16 protein-coding genes and 1 pseudogene are annotated in these 15,586 nt (G+C 70.0%); 13 read left to right on the top strand and 4 right to left on the bottom strand.

The window, feature by feature from the left end; all coding sequences use genetic code 11:
- Nucleotides 1-44 precede the first annotated feature (44 nt).
- The 6 genes from AB0L56_RS29475 to ccsB all read left to right on the top strand — a co-directional run bounded on the left by AB0L56_RS29475 (nucleotide 45) and on the right by ccsB (nucleotide 6,594).
- On the top strand, nucleotides 45-692 hold the full coding sequence (locus AB0L56_RS29475) for a histidine phosphatase family protein (RefSeq protein WP_365428702.1): 648 nt from the start codon (nucleotides 45-47) through the stop codon (nucleotides 690-692).
- 225 nt (nucleotides 693-917) lie between these two features.
- Nucleotides 918-2,189 (top strand): hypothetical protein, encoded by a 1,272-nt coding sequence (locus AB0L56_RS29470; protein ID WP_365428699.1) that lies wholly within the window; start codon nucleotides 918-920, stop codon nucleotides 2,187-2,189.
- 78 nt (nucleotides 2,190-2,267) lie between these two features.
- The gene (locus AB0L56_RS29465; protein WP_365428612.1) at nucleotides 2,268-2,918 is read left to right on the top strand and encodes a TlpA disulfide reductase family protein; all 651 of its coding nucleotides are present in this window, start codon (nucleotides 2,268-2,270) and stop codon (nucleotides 2,916-2,918) included.
- A gap of 16 nt (nucleotides 2,919-2,934) precedes the next feature.
- Nucleotides 2,935-3,687, top strand: coding sequence for a cytochrome c biogenesis protein CcdA (locus AB0L56_RS29460; protein WP_365428696.1), 753 nt, complete (start codon nucleotides 2,935-2,937; stop codon nucleotides 3,685-3,687).
- A gap of 4 nt (nucleotides 3,688-3,691) precedes the next feature.
- Nucleotides 3,692-5,485: a cytochrome c biogenesis protein ResB gene (locus AB0L56_RS29455; protein ID WP_365428609.1), complete on the top strand. Its 1,794-nt coding sequence runs from the start codon at nucleotides 3,692-3,694 to the stop codon at nucleotides 5,483-5,485.
- On the top strand, nucleotides 5,482-6,594 hold the full coding sequence (ccsB, locus tag AB0L56_RS29450; RefSeq protein WP_361030960.1) for a c-type cytochrome biogenesis protein CcsB: 1,113 nt from the start codon (nucleotides 5,482-5,484) through the stop codon (nucleotides 6,592-6,594). Before AB0L56_RS29455 ends, ccsB begins: the two co-directional genes overlap by 4 nt.
- A gap of 63 nt (nucleotides 6,595-6,657) precedes the next feature.
- On the opposite strand, the pseudogene AB0L56_RS29445 reads toward ccsB, so the two are convergent.
- A pseudogene (locus tag AB0L56_RS29445) lies at nucleotides 6,658-7,114 on the bottom strand (nucleoside deaminase).
- Nucleotides 7,115-7,220: 106 nt separating this feature from the next.
- Here AB0L56_RS29445 and AB0L56_RS29440 point away from each other — a divergent pair.
- Nucleotides 7,221-7,985, top strand: coding sequence for a CDP-alcohol phosphatidyltransferase family protein (locus tag AB0L56_RS29440; RefSeq protein WP_365428605.1), 765 nt, complete (start codon nucleotides 7,221-7,223; stop codon nucleotides 7,983-7,985).
- A 15-nt stretch (nucleotides 7,986-8,000) separates the two neighbouring features.
- Here the strand turns inward: AB0L56_RS29440 and AB0L56_RS29435 are convergent, their stop codons facing one another.
- Entirely contained in the window at nucleotides 8,001-8,333 is a 333-nt protein-coding gene (locus AB0L56_RS29435) for a PLD nuclease N-terminal domain-containing protein (protein WP_361030969.1), read from the bottom strand.
- Nucleotides 8,334-8,400: 67 nt separating this feature from the next.
- Here AB0L56_RS29435 and AB0L56_RS29430 point away from each other — a divergent pair, with 67 nt between their 5' ends.
- The 3 genes from AB0L56_RS29430 to mqnP are packed head-to-tail and all read left to right on the top strand — an operon-like array spanning nucleotide 8,401 to nucleotide 11,242.
- Nucleotides 8,401-9,858, top strand: a complete 1,458-nt coding sequence (locus AB0L56_RS29430; protein WP_361030972.1) for a menaquinone biosynthesis decarboxylase — start codon at nucleotides 8,401-8,403, stop codon at nucleotides 9,856-9,858.
- On the top strand, nucleotides 9,855-10,325 hold the full coding sequence (locus AB0L56_RS29425; protein ID WP_361030975.1) for a hypothetical protein: 471 nt from the start codon (nucleotides 9,855-9,857) through the stop codon (nucleotides 10,323-10,325). The genes AB0L56_RS29430 and AB0L56_RS29425 overlap by 4 nt, the downstream gene beginning before the upstream one ends.
- A complete protein-coding gene (gene mqnP, locus AB0L56_RS29420; RefSeq protein ID WP_365428600.1) occupies nucleotides 10,322-11,242 on the top strand; it encodes a menaquinone biosynthesis prenyltransferase MqnP in 921 nt (306 codons plus the stop codon). Before AB0L56_RS29425 ends, mqnP begins: the two co-directional genes overlap by 4 nt.
- Here the strand turns inward: mqnP and AB0L56_RS29415 are convergent.
- Complete coding sequence (locus tag AB0L56_RS29415; protein ID WP_365428597.1) at nucleotides 11,232-12,146, bottom strand: aldo/keto reductase; 915 nt, start codon at nucleotides 12,144-12,146, stop codon at nucleotides 11,232-11,234. The two genes, mqnP and AB0L56_RS29415, sit on opposite strands and share 11 nt — an antisense overlap.
- Nucleotides 12,147-12,300: 154 nt before the next feature.
- On the bottom strand, nucleotides 12,301-12,906 hold the full coding sequence (locus AB0L56_RS29410; protein WP_365428594.1) for a rhomboid family intramembrane serine protease: 606 nt from the start codon (nucleotides 12,904-12,906) through the stop codon (nucleotides 12,301-12,303).
- A 92-nt stretch (nucleotides 12,907-12,998) separates the two neighbouring features.
- Here AB0L56_RS29410 and AB0L56_RS29405 point away from each other — a divergent pair, with 92 nt between their 5' ends.
- The 3 genes from AB0L56_RS29405 to mqnE all read left to right on the top strand — a co-directional run bounded on the left by AB0L56_RS29405 (nucleotide 12,999) and on the right by mqnE (nucleotide 15,452).
- Nucleotides 12,999-13,682, top strand: coding sequence for a UbiX family flavin prenyltransferase (locus tag AB0L56_RS29405; RefSeq protein WP_361030987.1), 684 nt, complete (start codon nucleotides 12,999-13,001; stop codon nucleotides 13,680-13,682).
- A gap of 81 nt (nucleotides 13,683-13,763) precedes the next feature.
- Nucleotides 13,764-14,222 (top strand): Lrp/AsnC family transcriptional regulator, encoded by a 459-nt coding sequence (locus AB0L56_RS29400; RefSeq protein WP_361030990.1) that lies wholly within the window; start codon nucleotides 13,764-13,766, stop codon nucleotides 14,220-14,222.
- Between the two features lie 66 nt (nucleotides 14,223-14,288).
- Nucleotides 14,289-15,452 carry an aminofutalosine synthase MqnE gene (mqnE, locus tag AB0L56_RS29395; protein WP_361030993.1) on the top strand — a complete coding sequence of 388 codons (1,164 nt, stop codon included), beginning with the start codon at nucleotides 14,289-14,291 and terminating at the stop codon, nucleotides 15,450-15,452.
- Nucleotides 15,453-15,586 lie beyond the last annotated feature (134 nt).

Below are 15,586 nucleotides of genomic sequence, written 5' to 3'. Positions count from 1 at the left end.
CGGAGAAGCACGCCGAGAACGAGGACGTCACCGTCGTCCATCTGATGCGGCACGGCGAGGTCGCCAACCCCGATGGGATCCTGTACGGCCGTCTCGCCGGCTACCACCTCTCCGAGCTGGGCCGCCGCATGGCCGACCGGGTCGCCGAGCACCTCGCGCCCCGCGACATCGTCCATGTCGGCGCCTCCCCGCTGGAGCGGGCACAGGAGACGGCCGAGCCCATCGCCAAGGCGCACGGCCTGGACATCGTCACCGACGAGCGGCTGATCGAGGCGGAGAACGTCTTCCAGGGCAAGACCTTCGGCATCGGGGACGGGGCGCTGCGCCGCCCGGCCAACTGGAAGCACGTGGTCAACCCGTTCAAGCCGTCCTGGGGCGAGCCGTACGTCGACCAGGTGGTCCGCATGATGGGCGCGCTGAACGCGGCCAAGGACGCGGCGCGCGGCCACGAGGCGGTGCTGGTCAGCCATCAGTTGCCGATCTGGATCGTGCGGTCCTACGTCGAGAAGCGGCGGCTGTGGCACGACCCGCGCAAGCGGCAGTGCACGCTCGCCTCGCTGACCACCTTCACCTACCGGGGGGACCGCATCGTCTCCGTCGGCTACAGCGAGCCGGCCCGTGACCTGGTGCCGGCGCATCTGCTGGCGGGCGCCAAGCCGGTGAAGGGGAAGGGCAAGGCCTTCGGGGCGTGATCACCGAGGCGCGGGCTCCGGCGGCGGGTCATGCCAAGCCGCCTCGCCCGCTGCGGACTTCGGGTTGTAACGCCCGTAAGCCGCATCCGGTGACGGCCGCGCGCCACTTCGTTGCGAAACCTTCGCAATTGAGGGGAACCTCCCGCTCCGTCATGTCCTCTGAATGAGTGACCACCAGAGGACGTGACGAAGGGGGACGCCATGCGTGCTCTCTCCCGCAGGGGAATGCTCGGGCTCGGCGCGGGTGCCGCTGCCGCCGTCTCACTGGCGGGCTGCGGCGGCGACACAGGCTCGGACGATTCGATACCCGGTGACGGTTCCCGTACGGGGGGCACGGACCGGCCCGGGAAGCCGAAGCCGACGAAGACGGCCCGCCCGATCGGTGACGGTTCGACTTCCTTCACCGGCAAGCAGCCCCACCAGCCGGAGCGGCCCGTGCCGCTGGAGCCGGGTCAGAAACCCCCGCAGTTCGTCGTCTTCTCCTGGGACGGTGCCGGTGAGGTGGGCAACGGGCTCTTCCCGCGCTTCCTGGACCTCGCCAAGGAGCACGGCGCGTCCATGACCTTCTTCCTCTCGGGGGTGTATCTGCTCCCCGAGTCGAAGAAGCGGCTCTACGACCCGCCGAACAACCCGCGCGGCGCGTCCGACATCGGCTACCTCACCGACGGGCACATCAAGGACACCCTGAAGAACCTCCGCCGGGCCTGGCTCGAGGGCCATGAGATCGGCACGCACTTCAACGGCCACTTCTGCGCCGGCTCCGGCAGCGTCGGCAACTGGACGCCGCGGCAGTGGCGCAGCGAGATCGAGCAGGCCAAGTCGTTCGTGAAGGAGTGGCGTACCAACTCCGGATGGACCGACCTGGAGTCCCTGCCGTTCGACTACGACAAGGAACTCGTCGGCGGCCGTACGCCCTGTCTGCTCGGCCAGGACAAACTGCTGCCCACCGCCCGGGAGCTCGGCTGGCGCTACGACGCCTCCTCGCCCGGCGGACGGCAGGTCTGGCCGAGGAAGAAGCAGGGCATATGGGACCTTCCGCTCCAGCAGATACCGTTCCCCGGGCGCTCCTTCGAAGTCCTGTCGATGGACTACAACATGCTCGCCAACCAGTCCCTCAATACGACCAAGGCGCCTGCCCACAACTACCCGGGCTGGCGTGAACAGGCCGCCGGTGCGTATATATCCGGTTTCAAGCGGGCGTACGAGACAAACCGGGCGCCGTTCTTCGTCGGCAACCACTTCGAGGAGTGGAACGGCGGCATCTACATGGGCGCCGTGGCGAAGGCGCTCGCGCACATCGCGCGGGAGAAGGAGAAGGGCGGAGACGTGAGGCTCGTCTCCTTCCGGCAGTTCACCGACTGGCTGGACGTGCAGAAACCCGAGGTCCTCGACGCGCTCCGCACCCTGGACGTCGGCCAGGAACCGGCCGGTGGCTGGAAGGCGTTGGCGAAGGACACCGGCGGCACCGCCGGAACGGAGACCGGCGACCCTGCCTGATATAGGGGTTTCCGCCCGCAACGGGAGTGCGCAGGGGGGTGCGCAAGATCCCCGGAACGGGCATGCGAAACTTTTCACATGAGTGCCGCCAGCCGCGCCCCCCAGCGCTCGAACCGAGCCCCGCAGAGCTCGCACCGCGCCACCCGCGTCCGCCGTCGCGCCACCCTGGCCGCCGGTGCCGTCGCGGCCGCACTGCTCGTCTCCGCGTGCGGCTCGGGCGGGACGTCCGGCGGGGGCGGCGACACCGGCTACGTCGCCGGAGCGGACGGCATCGCCACCGTCGAGAAGGGCAACCGTGCCGACGCCCCCGACCTGTCCGGCAAGACCGTCGACGGCGAGCAACTCGACGTCGACGACTACAAGGGCAAGGTCGTCGTCGTCAACGTGTGGGGTTCCTGGTGTCCGCCCTGCCGCGCCGAGGCCAAGAACTTCGAGGCGGTGCACCAGGACCTGAAGGACGAGGGCGTCCAGTTCGTCGGGATCAACACCCGTGACGCCACCGTCGGTCCGGCCCGCGCCTTCGAGGAGGAACAGGGCGTCACCTACCCGAGCCTCTTCGACCCGACCGGCAAGCTGATGCTCCGCTTCGAGAAGGGCACCCTCAACCCGCAGGCCGTCCCCTCCACTCTGGTCTTCGACCGGGACGGGAAGATCGCCGCGCGCTCGCTCCAGGCACTCAGCGAGGAGAAGCTGCGCAAGATGATCGACCCGGTCCTCGCGGAGAAGTGACGTGACCGGAGTGTCCATGCTGGCCGCGGACCCCGGCGAGACGGTGCGCAGCGGGGCGCTGCTGCTCGCCCTGCCCATCGCCGTGCTCGGCGGGCTCGTCTCCTTCTTCTCGCCCTGTGTGCTGCCACTGGTCCCCGGCTACCTCTCCTATGTCACCGGCGTCTCCGGCACCGACCTGGCCGAGGCCCGGCGCGGCCGGATGGTGGCCGGTGCCTCGCTGTTCGTCCTCGGCTTCACGGCCGTGTTCGTCTCGGGCGGCGCCTTCTTCGGCTACTTCGGACAGACCCTCCAGGAACAGTCGGACGTCCTGTCCAGGGTGCTCGGCGTCTTCATGATCCTCATGGGCGTCTTCTTCATGGGCCTGATGCCCTGGCTCACCCAGCGCGAGTTCCGCTTCCACAAGCGGCCGACGACCGGACTGGTCGGCGCCCCCGTCATCGGCGCCCTCTTCGGCATCGGCTGGACACCCTGCATCGGTCCGACGCTCGCCTCCGTCACGGCCCTGTCGTTCAACGAGGCCACCGCCGGACGCGGCGCCCTCCTCACGGTCGCGTACTGTCTCGGCCTCGGCGCGCCGTTCGTGCTCACCGCCGTCGCCTTCCGCAAGGCGCTCGGCGCCTTCGGCTGGGTCAAGCGCCACTACACCTGGGTGATGCGCATCGGCGGCATCATGATGATCGCGACCGGACTGCTGCTGCTCACCGGAGTGTGGGACATCATCGTGCAGCACATGCAGACCTGGTCCAACGGCTTCACTGTGGGGATCTGATCCGATGAGCAACACCACGACAGACAACGCCACGAAGGCCGGCGACGACCAGGACCTGGGCGCCGCCGGCTCCCAGCTGTCCACCGCGCCCCAGGAGGAGCAGCCCAACCTGCCGTCCCTGGGCGTCATCGGCTGGGCCCGCTGGTTCTGGCGGCAGCTCACCTCCATGCGGGTCGCCCTGCTGCTCCTGCTGCTGCTGTCGCTCGGCGCGATCCCCGGCTCCCTCATCCCGCAGACCGGCATCGACGCCACGAAGGTCGCCGACTTCCGCGAGAAGCACGACATCCTCGCGCCGGTCTACGACAAGCTCGGGCTCTTCAACGTCTACAGCTCGGTGTGGTTCTCCGCGATCTACATCCTGCTGTTCATCTCCCTCATCGGCTGCATCGTGCCCCGCACCTGGCAGTTCGTGGGCCAGCTGCGCGGCCGCCCGCCGGGCGCGCCCCGGCGGCTGACCCGGCTGCCCGCGCACACCGGCTGGCGCACCGAGGCGGAACCCGAGCAGGTCCGCGAGGCCGCCCTGGCGCTGCTGCGCAAGCGCCGCTTCCGCGCCCATGTCGTCGGGGACGCCGTCGCCGCCGAGAAGGGTTATCTGCGCGAGGTCGGCAACCTGGTCTTCCATGTCGCGCTGATCGTCATGCTGATCGCCTTCGCCTGGGGGCAGCTCTTCAAGTACGAGGGCAACAAGCTGATCGTCGAGGGCGGCGGCTTCGCCAACACGCTCACCCAGTACGACGACTTCCGCTCCGGGAACCTGTTCACCGAGGACGACCTGGACCCGTTCAGCTTCGACCTCGTGGACTTCAAGGGGACCTACGAGCCGACCGGGCCGAACCGGGGCACCCCCCGGACGTACGAGGCCGACCTCACCTACAGCGTCGGCGCGTACGGCGGGGAGCGGAAGACCACCGTCAAGGTCAACAAGCCCCTCGAGATCGACGGCTCGAAGGTGTACCTGGTCAGCCACGGCTACGCGCCCGTCCTCACCGTGAAGGACGCGAGCGGCAAGGTGGTCATGGACAAGGAGGCCGTCGCCCTGCTGCCGCTCGACGGCAACGTGACCTCCTCGGGCGCCGTCAAGGTCATGGACGGCTACCGCAACGCGAAGGGGGAGCGGGAGCAGCTCGGCTTCAACGCGTTCTTCCTGCCCACGCACGGGGGCGAGGGCAGCTCGATGCTCTCCGTCTTCCCGGCGCTGATCAACCCGATGCTCGCGCTCTCCGCCTACCACGGTGATCTCGGCGTCGACGCGGGCACCCCGCAGAGCATCTACCAGCTCGACAAGACCAACATGGAGGAGTTCAAGGACTCCGACGGGAAGCTGTTCAAGAAGCAGCTCGCCATCGGGGACACCATGACCCTCCCGAACGGCGCCGGCACCGTCACCTTCGACGGCGTCAAGGAGTGGGCCGGCTTCCAGATCGTCCAGGAGCCGGGCGGTGGCTGGGCGCTGGGCGGTGCGGTCGCCGCGATCGCCGGACTCGCCGGATCCCTGTTCATCCAGCGTCGCCGCGTGTGGGTGCGCGCGGTGCGCGGCGCCGACGGCGTCACCGTCGTCGAGATGGCCGGCCTCGGCCGCAGCGAGTCCGCGAAGGTCCCCGAGGAGCTCGGCGACCTCGCCGGACTCCTCTACGACAAGGCGCCGGGGGCGCCGGAACCCGACGACTCCGAGGAGTCCGGCAACTCCGATGACTCCGACGAGTCCGACGACTCCGGCACCCCGGACGAGACCGACCCGAAGACATCCGGACCCACCGACACCGAAGCCGTACCTGCCGAAGGGGCTGAGCAGGAGTGACTCTCGCCGCCGCGACCAACGAGAACCTCGCGGAGATCAGCAACGTACTGATCTACTCCGCGATGGCGATCTACACCCTCGCCTTCTTCGCGTACATCACGGAGTGGCTCTTCGGCAGCCGTAGCAAGGTCGGCCGTACGGCCGCCGCGCTCACGCCGAAGGCGGCCACGGTGAGGACGGCACCGGCCGTCACGGTCAACAAGGCCGGCGGCACCGCCGTACTGGACCGGCCGAAGGTCGTCGTACGGGCCGCGAGCGGCTCCCGTGACGTGCCGGACGGGCCCGGGGCGCACGGCGGGGACGAGAAGGGCGACCTCTACGGGCGTATCGCCGTGTCCTTCACCGTGCTCGCGTTCCTCCTCGCGTTCGGCGGGGTGCTCACGCGCGCGCTGTCCGTCGAGCGGGCGCCGTGGGGCAACATGTACGAGTTCAACATCACCTTCTCCACCACCGCGGTCGGCGTGTACCTGCTGCTGTTGGCGCTGAAGAAGAACGTGCGCTGGATCGGCCTGTTCCTGACCACCTCGGTCCTCCTCGATCTCGGTCTCGCCGTCACTGTCTTGTACACCGCCAGCGACCAGTTGGTTCCCGCCCTCCACTCGTACTGGCTGTACATCCACGTCTCCACGGCGATCCTGTGCGGCGCGGTCTTCTACGTCGGCGCGATCACCACGGTGATGTACCTGTTCAAGGACTCGTACGAGAACAAGCTCGCGGGCGGCGGCAAGCCCGGCAGCTTCGCGACCTCGTTCCTGGAGCGGCTGCCCGCCTCCTCCTCGCTGGACAAGTTCGCCTACCGCGTCAACGCCGCCGTGTTCCCGCTGTGGACGTTCACGATCATCGCGGGCGCCATCTGGGCCGGTGACGCCTGGGGCCGCTACTGGGGCTGGGACCCCAAGGAGACCTGGTCCTTCATCACCTGGGTGGCCTACGCCGGCTATCTGCACGCCCGCGCCACCGCCGGCTGGAAGGGCCGCAAGGCCGCGTACCTGGCGCTGGCCGCCTTCGGGTGCTGGCTGTTCAACTACTACGGCGTCAACATCTTCGTCTCCGGCAAGCACTCCTACGCCGACGTCGGCCTGGGCGTGCTGCAGTCGGCGGGCTTCTGACGCACCGGGCCCCCGCGAAGGCCGGTTCCCGCGACACGGGTCACGGGAACCGGCCTTCGGCTGTCACGCCCCGATGTCCTCGTTCCACAGCTGTGGACAACGTGCGACGAACTCCCGCATCATCGCGACGCACTCCGGATCGTCCAGCAGCACGATCTCCACCCCCTGCTCCGCCAGCCAGTCCTGCCCGCCGTGGAAGATGGCGGCCTCGCCGATCACCACCCGGGAGATGCCGAACTGCCGGACCAGGCCGGAGCAGTACCAGCACGGGGACAGCGTGGTCACCATCGTCGTACCGCGGTACGACCGCTGCCGTCCCGCCGCGCGGAAGGCGGCGGTCTCCGCGTGCACCGACGGATCCCCGTCCTGCACGGCGGTTGCGGCCCCGCCCGAGCAGGGAACCGTCGGCACCGTACAGCGCCGCACCGACGGGAATCCCGCCCTCCTCCAGCCCCGCGCGGGCCTCCGCCAGGGCCGTGGCGAGCCAGGCGCGGGCGGTCACCGCATCGATCGCGTCCATGCGCCCAGTGTCCCCCGCCGACGACCCCGTCGGGCGCGCCGCACCGCCTGGGTACGCTGACCCGATCACCGTCGCGCGGACGGCAGTTGGGCCTGGGAGGAACGACATGGGTGCTCCGGTACTGGAGGAGCTGCGGGAGGTCTGCCAGCCGCAGGCCAAGATGGAGAGCCGCAACGGCGAGCACTGGGCCGGCCGGCTCTACATGCGGAAGATCTCCCTGCGCACCACCCGCCACCTGGTGCGCACCCCGGTCACCCCCGACCAGCTCACCTGGACCATGGTGGTCTGCGGAGTCGCCTCGGGCGCCGCGCTGATGATCCCCGGCCTGACCGGCGCGGTCCTCGCCGTGATCCTGATGCAGCTGTTCCTGCTCTTCGACTGCGTGGACGGCGAAGTCGCCCGCTGGAAGGGCCAGAACAGCGCGGCCGGCATCTACGTCGACCGGCTCGGCGCCTATCTCGCCGACGCGGCGCTGATGGCGGGCGCCGGCTACCGCGCCGCCGAGTCGGGCGTCGGCGGCTGGCTGTCGGTCGGCGTGGCCACCGCCCTCGGCGTCGTCCTGCTGAAGGCCTCCACCGACCTGGTGGACGTCGCCCGCGCCCGCCGCGGCCTGACCGTCGCCGACGACGAGTCGACCCGCCCCCGCTCACAGGGCGTCGCCACGGTCCGCCGCATCGCCGCCGCGTTCAAGATCCACCGCGTGACCAACGGCATCGAGGCGTCCCTCGTCCTCCTCGCCGCGGCCGTCGCCGACGCACTGACCGACGGCATCGACCCCACCCGCTGGACCCTGGCCGCGCTCGCCGTCATCACCTGGGTGATGGTCCCGGCGCATCTGCTGTCGATCCTGTCGTCGTCCCGCCTGCGCTGACGCCGGCGGGGCCGGTCAGCCCCCGCTGCCGCGGTCGCCGTCCCCCGGCTTGTCGTCCTTGTCCTCGTCCAGGGACTTGAGGAAGTCGGGGTTGTCGTCCGGCGCCACCCACTGCTGACGGCCGCCCCGGCTCCAGGGGGAACCGATGGAGCCGCCCGCGCCCGCGGGGTGCCGCTTCTTGCCGGCGATCAGCCAGGAGATCGAGCCCACGAGCGGGAACAGCAGCACGAGGAGCGCCCAGAACGGCTTGGGCATATGACGGATGTCCTCGTCCGGCGTGCTGATGCAGTCGATGAACGCGTACACGCTCAGTGCCAGTGGCACGAGAAACATCAGCACCCGCAGCATGGGGCCTCTCCAGCGAAAGCGGTGGGCGGTACAGGGCCAGGGTAACCGCTCGGGGATACTTGACCGCATGGCTTACGACGATCTTCGCTCCCTGCTCAGGGCGCTGGAGCGCGAGGGCGACCTCAAGCGCATCAAGGCCGAGGTCGACCCGTATCTGGAGGTCGGTGAGATCGTCGACCGGGTGAACAAGGCCGGCGGTCCCGCCCTGCTCTTCGAGAACGTGCGCGGCTCCAGCATGCCCCTCGCGATGAACGTGTTCGGCACCGACCGCCGTCTGCTGAAGGCGCTGGGACTGAAGTCGTACGCGGACATCTCGGACAAGATCGGCGGGCTGCTCCGGCCCGAGCTGCCGCACGGCTTCGTCGGGGTGCGGGAGGCCTTCGGGAAGCTCGGCGCGATGACGCACGTGCCGCCCAAGAAGGTGAAGTCCCAGGACGCGCCCGTCCAGGAGGTCGTGCTCACCGGGGACGACGTGGACCTGGAGCGGCTTCCGGCGCTGTTCACCTGGCCCAAGGACGGCGGCTCCTTCTTCAATCTGGGGCTCACCCACACCAAGGACCCGGAGTCCGGCATCCGGAACCTGGGCCTGTACCGGCTCCAGCGCCACGACAAGCGCACCATCGGCATGCACTGGCAGATCCACAAGGACAGCCGCAACCACTACCAGGTCGCCGCCCGGCGTGGTGAGCGGCTGCCCGTCGCCATCGCCTTCGGCTGCCCGCCGGCCGTGACGTACGCGTCCACGGCGCCGCTGCCCGGGGACATCGACGAGTACCTGTTCGCCGGGTTCGTGCAGGGCAAGCGGATCGAGATGGTCGACTGCAGGACCGTGCCGCTCCAGGTGCCCGCGCAGGCCGAGGTCGTACTGGAAGGCTGGCTGGAGCCGGGCGAGATGCTGCCCGAGGGGCCGTTCGGCGACCACACCGGCTTCTACACCCCGCAGGAGCCCTTCCCCGCGCTCACCATCGACTGCGTGACGATGCGCAAGCGGCCGCTGCTCCAGTCGATCGTCGTCGGCCGGCCGCCCACCGAGGACGGGCCGCTGGGACGGGCGACCGAACGCTTCTTCCTGCCGCTGCTGAAGATCATCGTCCCTGACATCGTGGACTACCACCTCCCCGAGTCCGGCGGCTTCCACAACTGCGCGATCGTCTCGATCGACAAGAAGTACCCCAAACACGCCCAGAAGGTGATGCACGCCATCTGGGGCGCCCACATGATGTCGTTGACCAAGCTGATCGTGGTCGTCGACGCCGACTGCGACGTCCACGACCTGCACGAGGTCTCCTGGCGAGCCCTCGGCAACACCGACTACGCCCGCGACCTCACCGTCGTCGAAGGTCCCGTCGACCATCTCGACCACGCCTCCTACCAGCAGTTCTGGGGCGGCAAGGCGGGCATCGACGCGACGCGCAAGCTGCCCGAGGAGGGGTACACGCGCGACGGGGGCTGGCCCGACATGGTGGAGTCCGACCCCGAGACGGCGGCGAAGGTCGACCGCCGCTGGAAGGAGTACGGACTGTGAGTGCCCTTGCCGTCGGCGGTCCGGCGCTGTTCATCGGCACCGACACCGACTACGTGGCCCTGGTGCGCCCCGAGCTCGACCCGGGCGACCAGGGAGTGCGCCGCGCCGCCGAGGAGGCGGGCGTCACGCCGGAGGAACTCGCGGGCGCCGGTGACACCTGGGCCGTGCTCTTCGAGCACGGCGGCGAGGGCGACGGTTTCGAACTGCCGGGCGTGCGCGACGCGGAACCCGCCGACTTCGCGCGGCGGCTGCGCGCCGGACTGGCCGCCGACGACGGCCCGTTCACCGTCGACGGCGGCTCGGTGCTGCGGCTGGACGCCCGCCCGGACGCCGCCGGCACCTGCGCCTTCACCGCGTACGTCACCCCGCCCGACGACGCCGGCAAGCCGCTGACCGTGGAGACGGGCCCGCTGCCCGTGGCCGCGCTGCTCGCCGACCTCGACGCGTTCCTCGGGAGCCTCGCATGATGACCACAGCCGACGGGGTGGTGGAGCCGGGACCGGCCTCGCAACCCGGACGCACCAGGGCCTTTCTGCGCCTTGTCATGATCGAGCACTCGGTGTTCGCACTGCCCTTCGCCTACATCGCCGCGCTCACCGCGATGTACGAGTGGGACGGCAACATCCACTGGGGCCGGCTGCTGCTGGTCACCGTCGCCATGGTCGGCCTGCGGACCTTCGCCATGGCCGCCAACCGGATCATCGACCGGGAGATCGACGCCCGTAACCCGCGCACCGCGCACCGGGAGCTGGTCACCGGCGCGATGTCGGTCCGGCACGCCTGGACCGGCGCCCTGATCGCCCTGGCCGTGTTCCTCGGCGCGGCGGCCCTGCTCAACCCCCTCTGCCTCGCCCTCGCGCCCGTCGCCGTGATCCCGATGGTGGTGTATCCGTACGGCAAGCGGTTCACCGACTTCCCGCAGGCCATCCTCGGTCTCGCCCAGGCCATGGGACCGGTCGGCGGCTGGCTTGCCGTCACCGGTACCTGGTCCTGGGACGCGGTGGTCCTCGGTCTGGCGGTCGGCATCTGGATCGGCGGCTTCGACCTGATCTACGCCTGCCAGGACGTCGACTCCGACCGCGAGATCGGCGTGAAGTCCGTCCCGGCCCGCTTCGGCATCCCGGCCGCCGTATGGGGCGCCCGCGTCTGCCACGCCGTCACCACGGCCCTGTTCGTCTGGTACGCGGTGCTCACCGACGCCGGTGCCTTCTTCTGGCTGGGCCTGCTGATCGTCGCCGGCGCCTTCGTCTACGAGCACACCATCGTCCGCCCGACCGACCTGACCCGCCTCAACCGCGCCTTCTTCAGCGTCAACGGCTTCATCGGCATCGCCCTGTTCGTCTGCGCCCTGCTCGACCTGCTGGTGCGCGGGCTCACCGTGTGAGCGGGCGGGGTTGAAGGGCCGGCCCGTCGAGAAGAGACAGTTCCTCGGCGGTCAGGCGGAGGCGTCCGGCGGCGATGTTCTCCGTCAGGTGCGCCGGGTTCGCCGTGCCGGGGATGGCCAGCACGTGCGGCCCGCGGTGCAGGGTCCAGGCGATCCGCACCTGGGCCGGTGTCGCGGCGTGGGCGCGGGCGACGGACCGGACACGCGCGTCCCTTTCCCGTTCCGCGGCCGCCTCGCGCCGCCGGCCGGACACCGCGAAGAACGGGACGAAGGCGATGCCCAGCTCCGCGCACAGGTCCACCAGCCCGGTCTCGTCGGCCCGGCGCCAGTCCAGGCCGTAGGCGTTCTGCACGCAGACCACCGGTGCGATCGTCCGGGCCTCCGCCACGTGCTCCGGCCGCACGGCGGAGAGCCCGAGATGACGGATCAGGCCCGCCTCGCGCAGCTCGGCAAGGGCGCCGAAGTGTTCGGCGACCGAATCGGTGCCGAGGCCGCCGGCCCGTAGGTTCACCACGTCCAGGTGGTCCCGGCCGAGCTGCCGCGCGTTCTCCTCGACCTGGCCGCGCAGCTGGTCCGGGCGGACGCCGGCGATCCACTCGCCGGAGGCGTCGCGCGCCGGGCCGACCTTGGTCACGACGGTCACGTCACCGGGCCAGGTCGACAGGGCCCGGTTGATGAGCTCGTTCGCGGACCGCAGCGGCGAGAAGTAGAAGGCAGCCGTGTCGATGTGGTCGACGCCTTGTTCGAACGCGCTGTGCAGCAGGGCGACGGCGGCATCGCGGTCGATCGGCCCGCCGTCGGAGTTGCCGAGCATGCCGTTGCCCGTCAGCCGCATCGCGCCGTAGCCGATGCGGTTCACCTCCAGGTCCCCGAGCCTCCAGGTTCCTGCTGCCGCAGCGCTCATCGTGCCCCCTCCTCCGTCGACTCGTCAGGTCCCGAAGTATGGGCCGCCGGCGGGCGCCACGACAGGCCGACGGGCTGGGCGACATCTCACACGCCGATCAGGAACCGACAGCCGCCCCACAGCCGTTGGAGATGTCAAGAAGGCGTCGCGGCCTTCACGGGACCGGCTCCCGGGGTTCCGCCGGGCGGCGGCGGAGGAGGAAGGCCGCCGTTACCCCCGCCGCCAGGCCGATCAGATGACCCTGCCAGCTGATGCCGGACTGGGTGGGCGCGAGGCCCGCGAGGATCGAGCCGCCCCAGACCGCGGCCACCAGGACGCCCACCAGCACGCCCAGCGGACGGCGCTCCACGAAGCCGCTGACCACCAGGTAGCCGAACAGGCCGAAGATCAGGCCGGAGGCGCCCGCCGTGTTGGTGTGCGCCGGGGATATGAGCCATACCCCCAGACCGTCGGCCACGACGATCAGCGCGCAGACGGCGAGGAACCGGCGTATGCCCCCGAGCGCCGCCAGGAAGCCGAGCACCAGCAACGGCACGCTGTTCGCCGCCACATGGGCGAACCCGAAGTGCAGGAACGCGGCCGGGAGGATGTCGGCCAGCTCGGACGGGATGCGCGGCACGATGCCGTACTCGTCCAGGGCGTGCCCGGCGGCCACGTCGATCACTTCGAGCAGCCACAGCAGCGCCACCCAGCCCGCCATCAGCTTGGCCGCGGCCATGGCCCGGTCGCCCCGCGACCACTGCGGACACGTACCCGACATCTTCCACCCCCCGCCGTGGAGCCGTTCTCTCAGAGGAACGCCCGGCCCCCTCGGCCGGTTCCCGCCCTGTGACTCCCGATAGGCTCGGTGTTGTGAACCCAGTCAAGCCAGGACAGACGCGGCCTACGCCTTGGATCGTAGGGGTCTCCGGCGCCTCCGGCACCCCGTATGCCGCCTCGGTGCTGCGCGCCCTGCTCGCCGCCGGTGAGAGCGTCGACCTCGTCGTCAGCCGGGCCTCCCGGCTCACCCTCCTGGACGAGACCGGCATCGCCTTCCGTGACGCCCACTGGCGCGACGACCTGCGGGAATGGCTGTCCCGGGGCGCGGACGGAAAGCCGGACACCTTCACCGTCGACCTCGACGGAGTACGGCACTGGGCCGCCGGGGACCTCGCGGCCGGGCCGTCCTCGGGGTCGTACCCGAGCAAGGGCATGCTGATCGTGCCCGCCTCCACGGCCTGTGTGGCCGGGGTGGCGCTCGGGCTGTCCAAGGACCTGTTGCAGCGGGCGGCGAGCGTGACCCTGAAGGAGGGGCGCCGGCTGGTGGTGGCCGTACGGGAGACCCCGCTGAACGGCCAGACCCTGCGGCACCTGGTGACGCTGGACGACGCGGGCGCGACCGTGGTGCCCGCCTCACCGGCCTTCTACGCGGGGGCGACCCACATCCAGGACCTGGTGGACTTCGTCGCCGGACGCGTCCTCGACGCGGCGGGCGTCGAGCACCGCCTCTACCGCCGCTGGAAGGGCGAACTCGGCGGCGCTTCCCGCACCGACTGAGCACGTCGGCCCACGACACAGCACGACAGCACCACCCTTTTCAGACATTTTCGTACCTCTTCAGTGGAAGGCTCGATTCGAATGGACGCGGTGGACAGGCAGCTCATCCAGGCGCTGAGGGAGAACGGCCGCGCCTCCTACGCGGAGCTGGGGCGCCTCGTCGGCCTGTCGGGACCCAGCGTCACCGACCGCATCAACCGGCTGGAGGCGGCCGGAGTCATCACCGGCTACCGCGCCACCGTGGACGCCGCCTCGCTCGGCCTCGGGGTCACCGCCCTGATCGGCATCTCGCTCTCCGACGCCGCCGACCACGAGGACGTGGCACAGCGGCTGAAGGACCTCACCGAGATCGAGGACTGCTGGTTCATCGCCGGCGACGACTCCTTCATGCTCAAGGTGCGGGCGACCGACGTGGACGGACTGGAGAAGATCATCCGCAGGCTGTCCGGCACCAAGGGCGTCTCCCGTACTCGTACGACGATCGTGCTCTCCACCAAGTGGGAGAACCGCGTCGGTGAGCTGCCCGAAGAGGTGCAGTAGGCGGCGCGTACGGTGGGACGGGTCTGCCTGAAGAAGGCCGGAGAGGTCGAGGAAAAGAGGAGCGGCATGGACGTCGGGCTCAAGCGCGAGCTGGAGGAGAAGGTCCGGGCGGGCGAACGCCTGACCCGTGAGGACGGCATCGCGCTGTACGAGTCGGACGACCTGGCCTGGCTGGGCGGGCTGGCGCACGAGGTGCGGACGAGGCTGAACGGCGACGTCGTGCACTTCAACGTCAACCGCCACCTCAACATGACGAACGTGTGCACCGCCTCCTGCGCCTACTGCTCCTTCCAGCGCAAGCCGGGGGAGAAGGACGCGTACACGATGCGCATCGAGGAGGCGGTGAAGCTCGCCAAGGAGATGGAGCCGGAGAACCTGACCGAGCTGCACATCGTCAACGGGCTGCACCCCAATCTGCCGTGGCGTTACTACCCGCGTTCGCTGCGGGAGTTGAAGGCCGCGCTGCCGGACGTCTCGCTCAAGGCGTTCACCGCCACCGAGATCCACCACTTCGAGACCATCTCCGGGCTGTCCGCCTCCGAGATCCTCGACGAGCTGATCGACGCGGGGCTGGAGTCGCTGACCGGCGGCGGCGCGGAGATCTTCGACTGGGAGGTGCGGCAGCACATCGTCGACCACCGGACCCACTGGGAGGACTGGTCGAGGATCCACCGGCTGGCGCACGAGAAGGGGCTCAAGACCCCGTGCACCATGCTGTACGGGCACATCGAGGAGCCCCGCCACCGCGTGGACCACGTGCTGCGGCTGCGTGAACTCCAGGACGAGACCGGGGGTTTCCAGGTCTTCATCCCGCTGCGCTACCAGCACGACTTCGTGGACATGAAGGACGGCAAGGTACGCAACCGGCTCCAGGCGCGGACGCAGATGGCGACGGGGGCGGAGGCGCTGAAGACGTTCGCGGTGTCGCGGTTGCTGTTCGACAACGTGCCGCATGTCAAGGTGTTCTGGGTGATGCACGGGGTGCAGACGGCGCAACTCGCGCTGCAGCACGGGGCGGACGACATGGACGGGTCGGTCGTCGAGTACAAGATCACGCATGACGCGGACGGCTTCGGTACGCCGGAGAAGCTGACGCGTGAGGATCTGCTGGACCTGATCCGGGATGCCGGGTTCCGGCCGGTGGAGCGGAACACGCGGTACGAGGTCATCCGGGAGTACGACGGCCCCGACCCGGCACGCCGGGAGTCCCCGCAGCCGATGCGCGTGTAAAGGGGGGGCCGCCCCCCTTCATCCCCCGGGACCGGGGGATGCATCTGCTGGGCCGGGAGGCGACCCCGGAGACGCTGCTGTCCACCACGGACCAGCCGCTGCACCCGCTGGACGAGCAGGCGGTCACGGAGGTC

Source organism: Streptomyces sp. NPDC052079 (assembly GCF_040680275.1).
In the GTDB taxonomy this organism is placed as follows: Bacteria; Actinomycetota; Actinomycetes; order Streptomycetales; family Streptomycetaceae; genus Streptomyces.
Note: the sequence above shows the minus strand (reverse complement) of the source record. Positions and strands in the feature narration are given on the sequence as shown.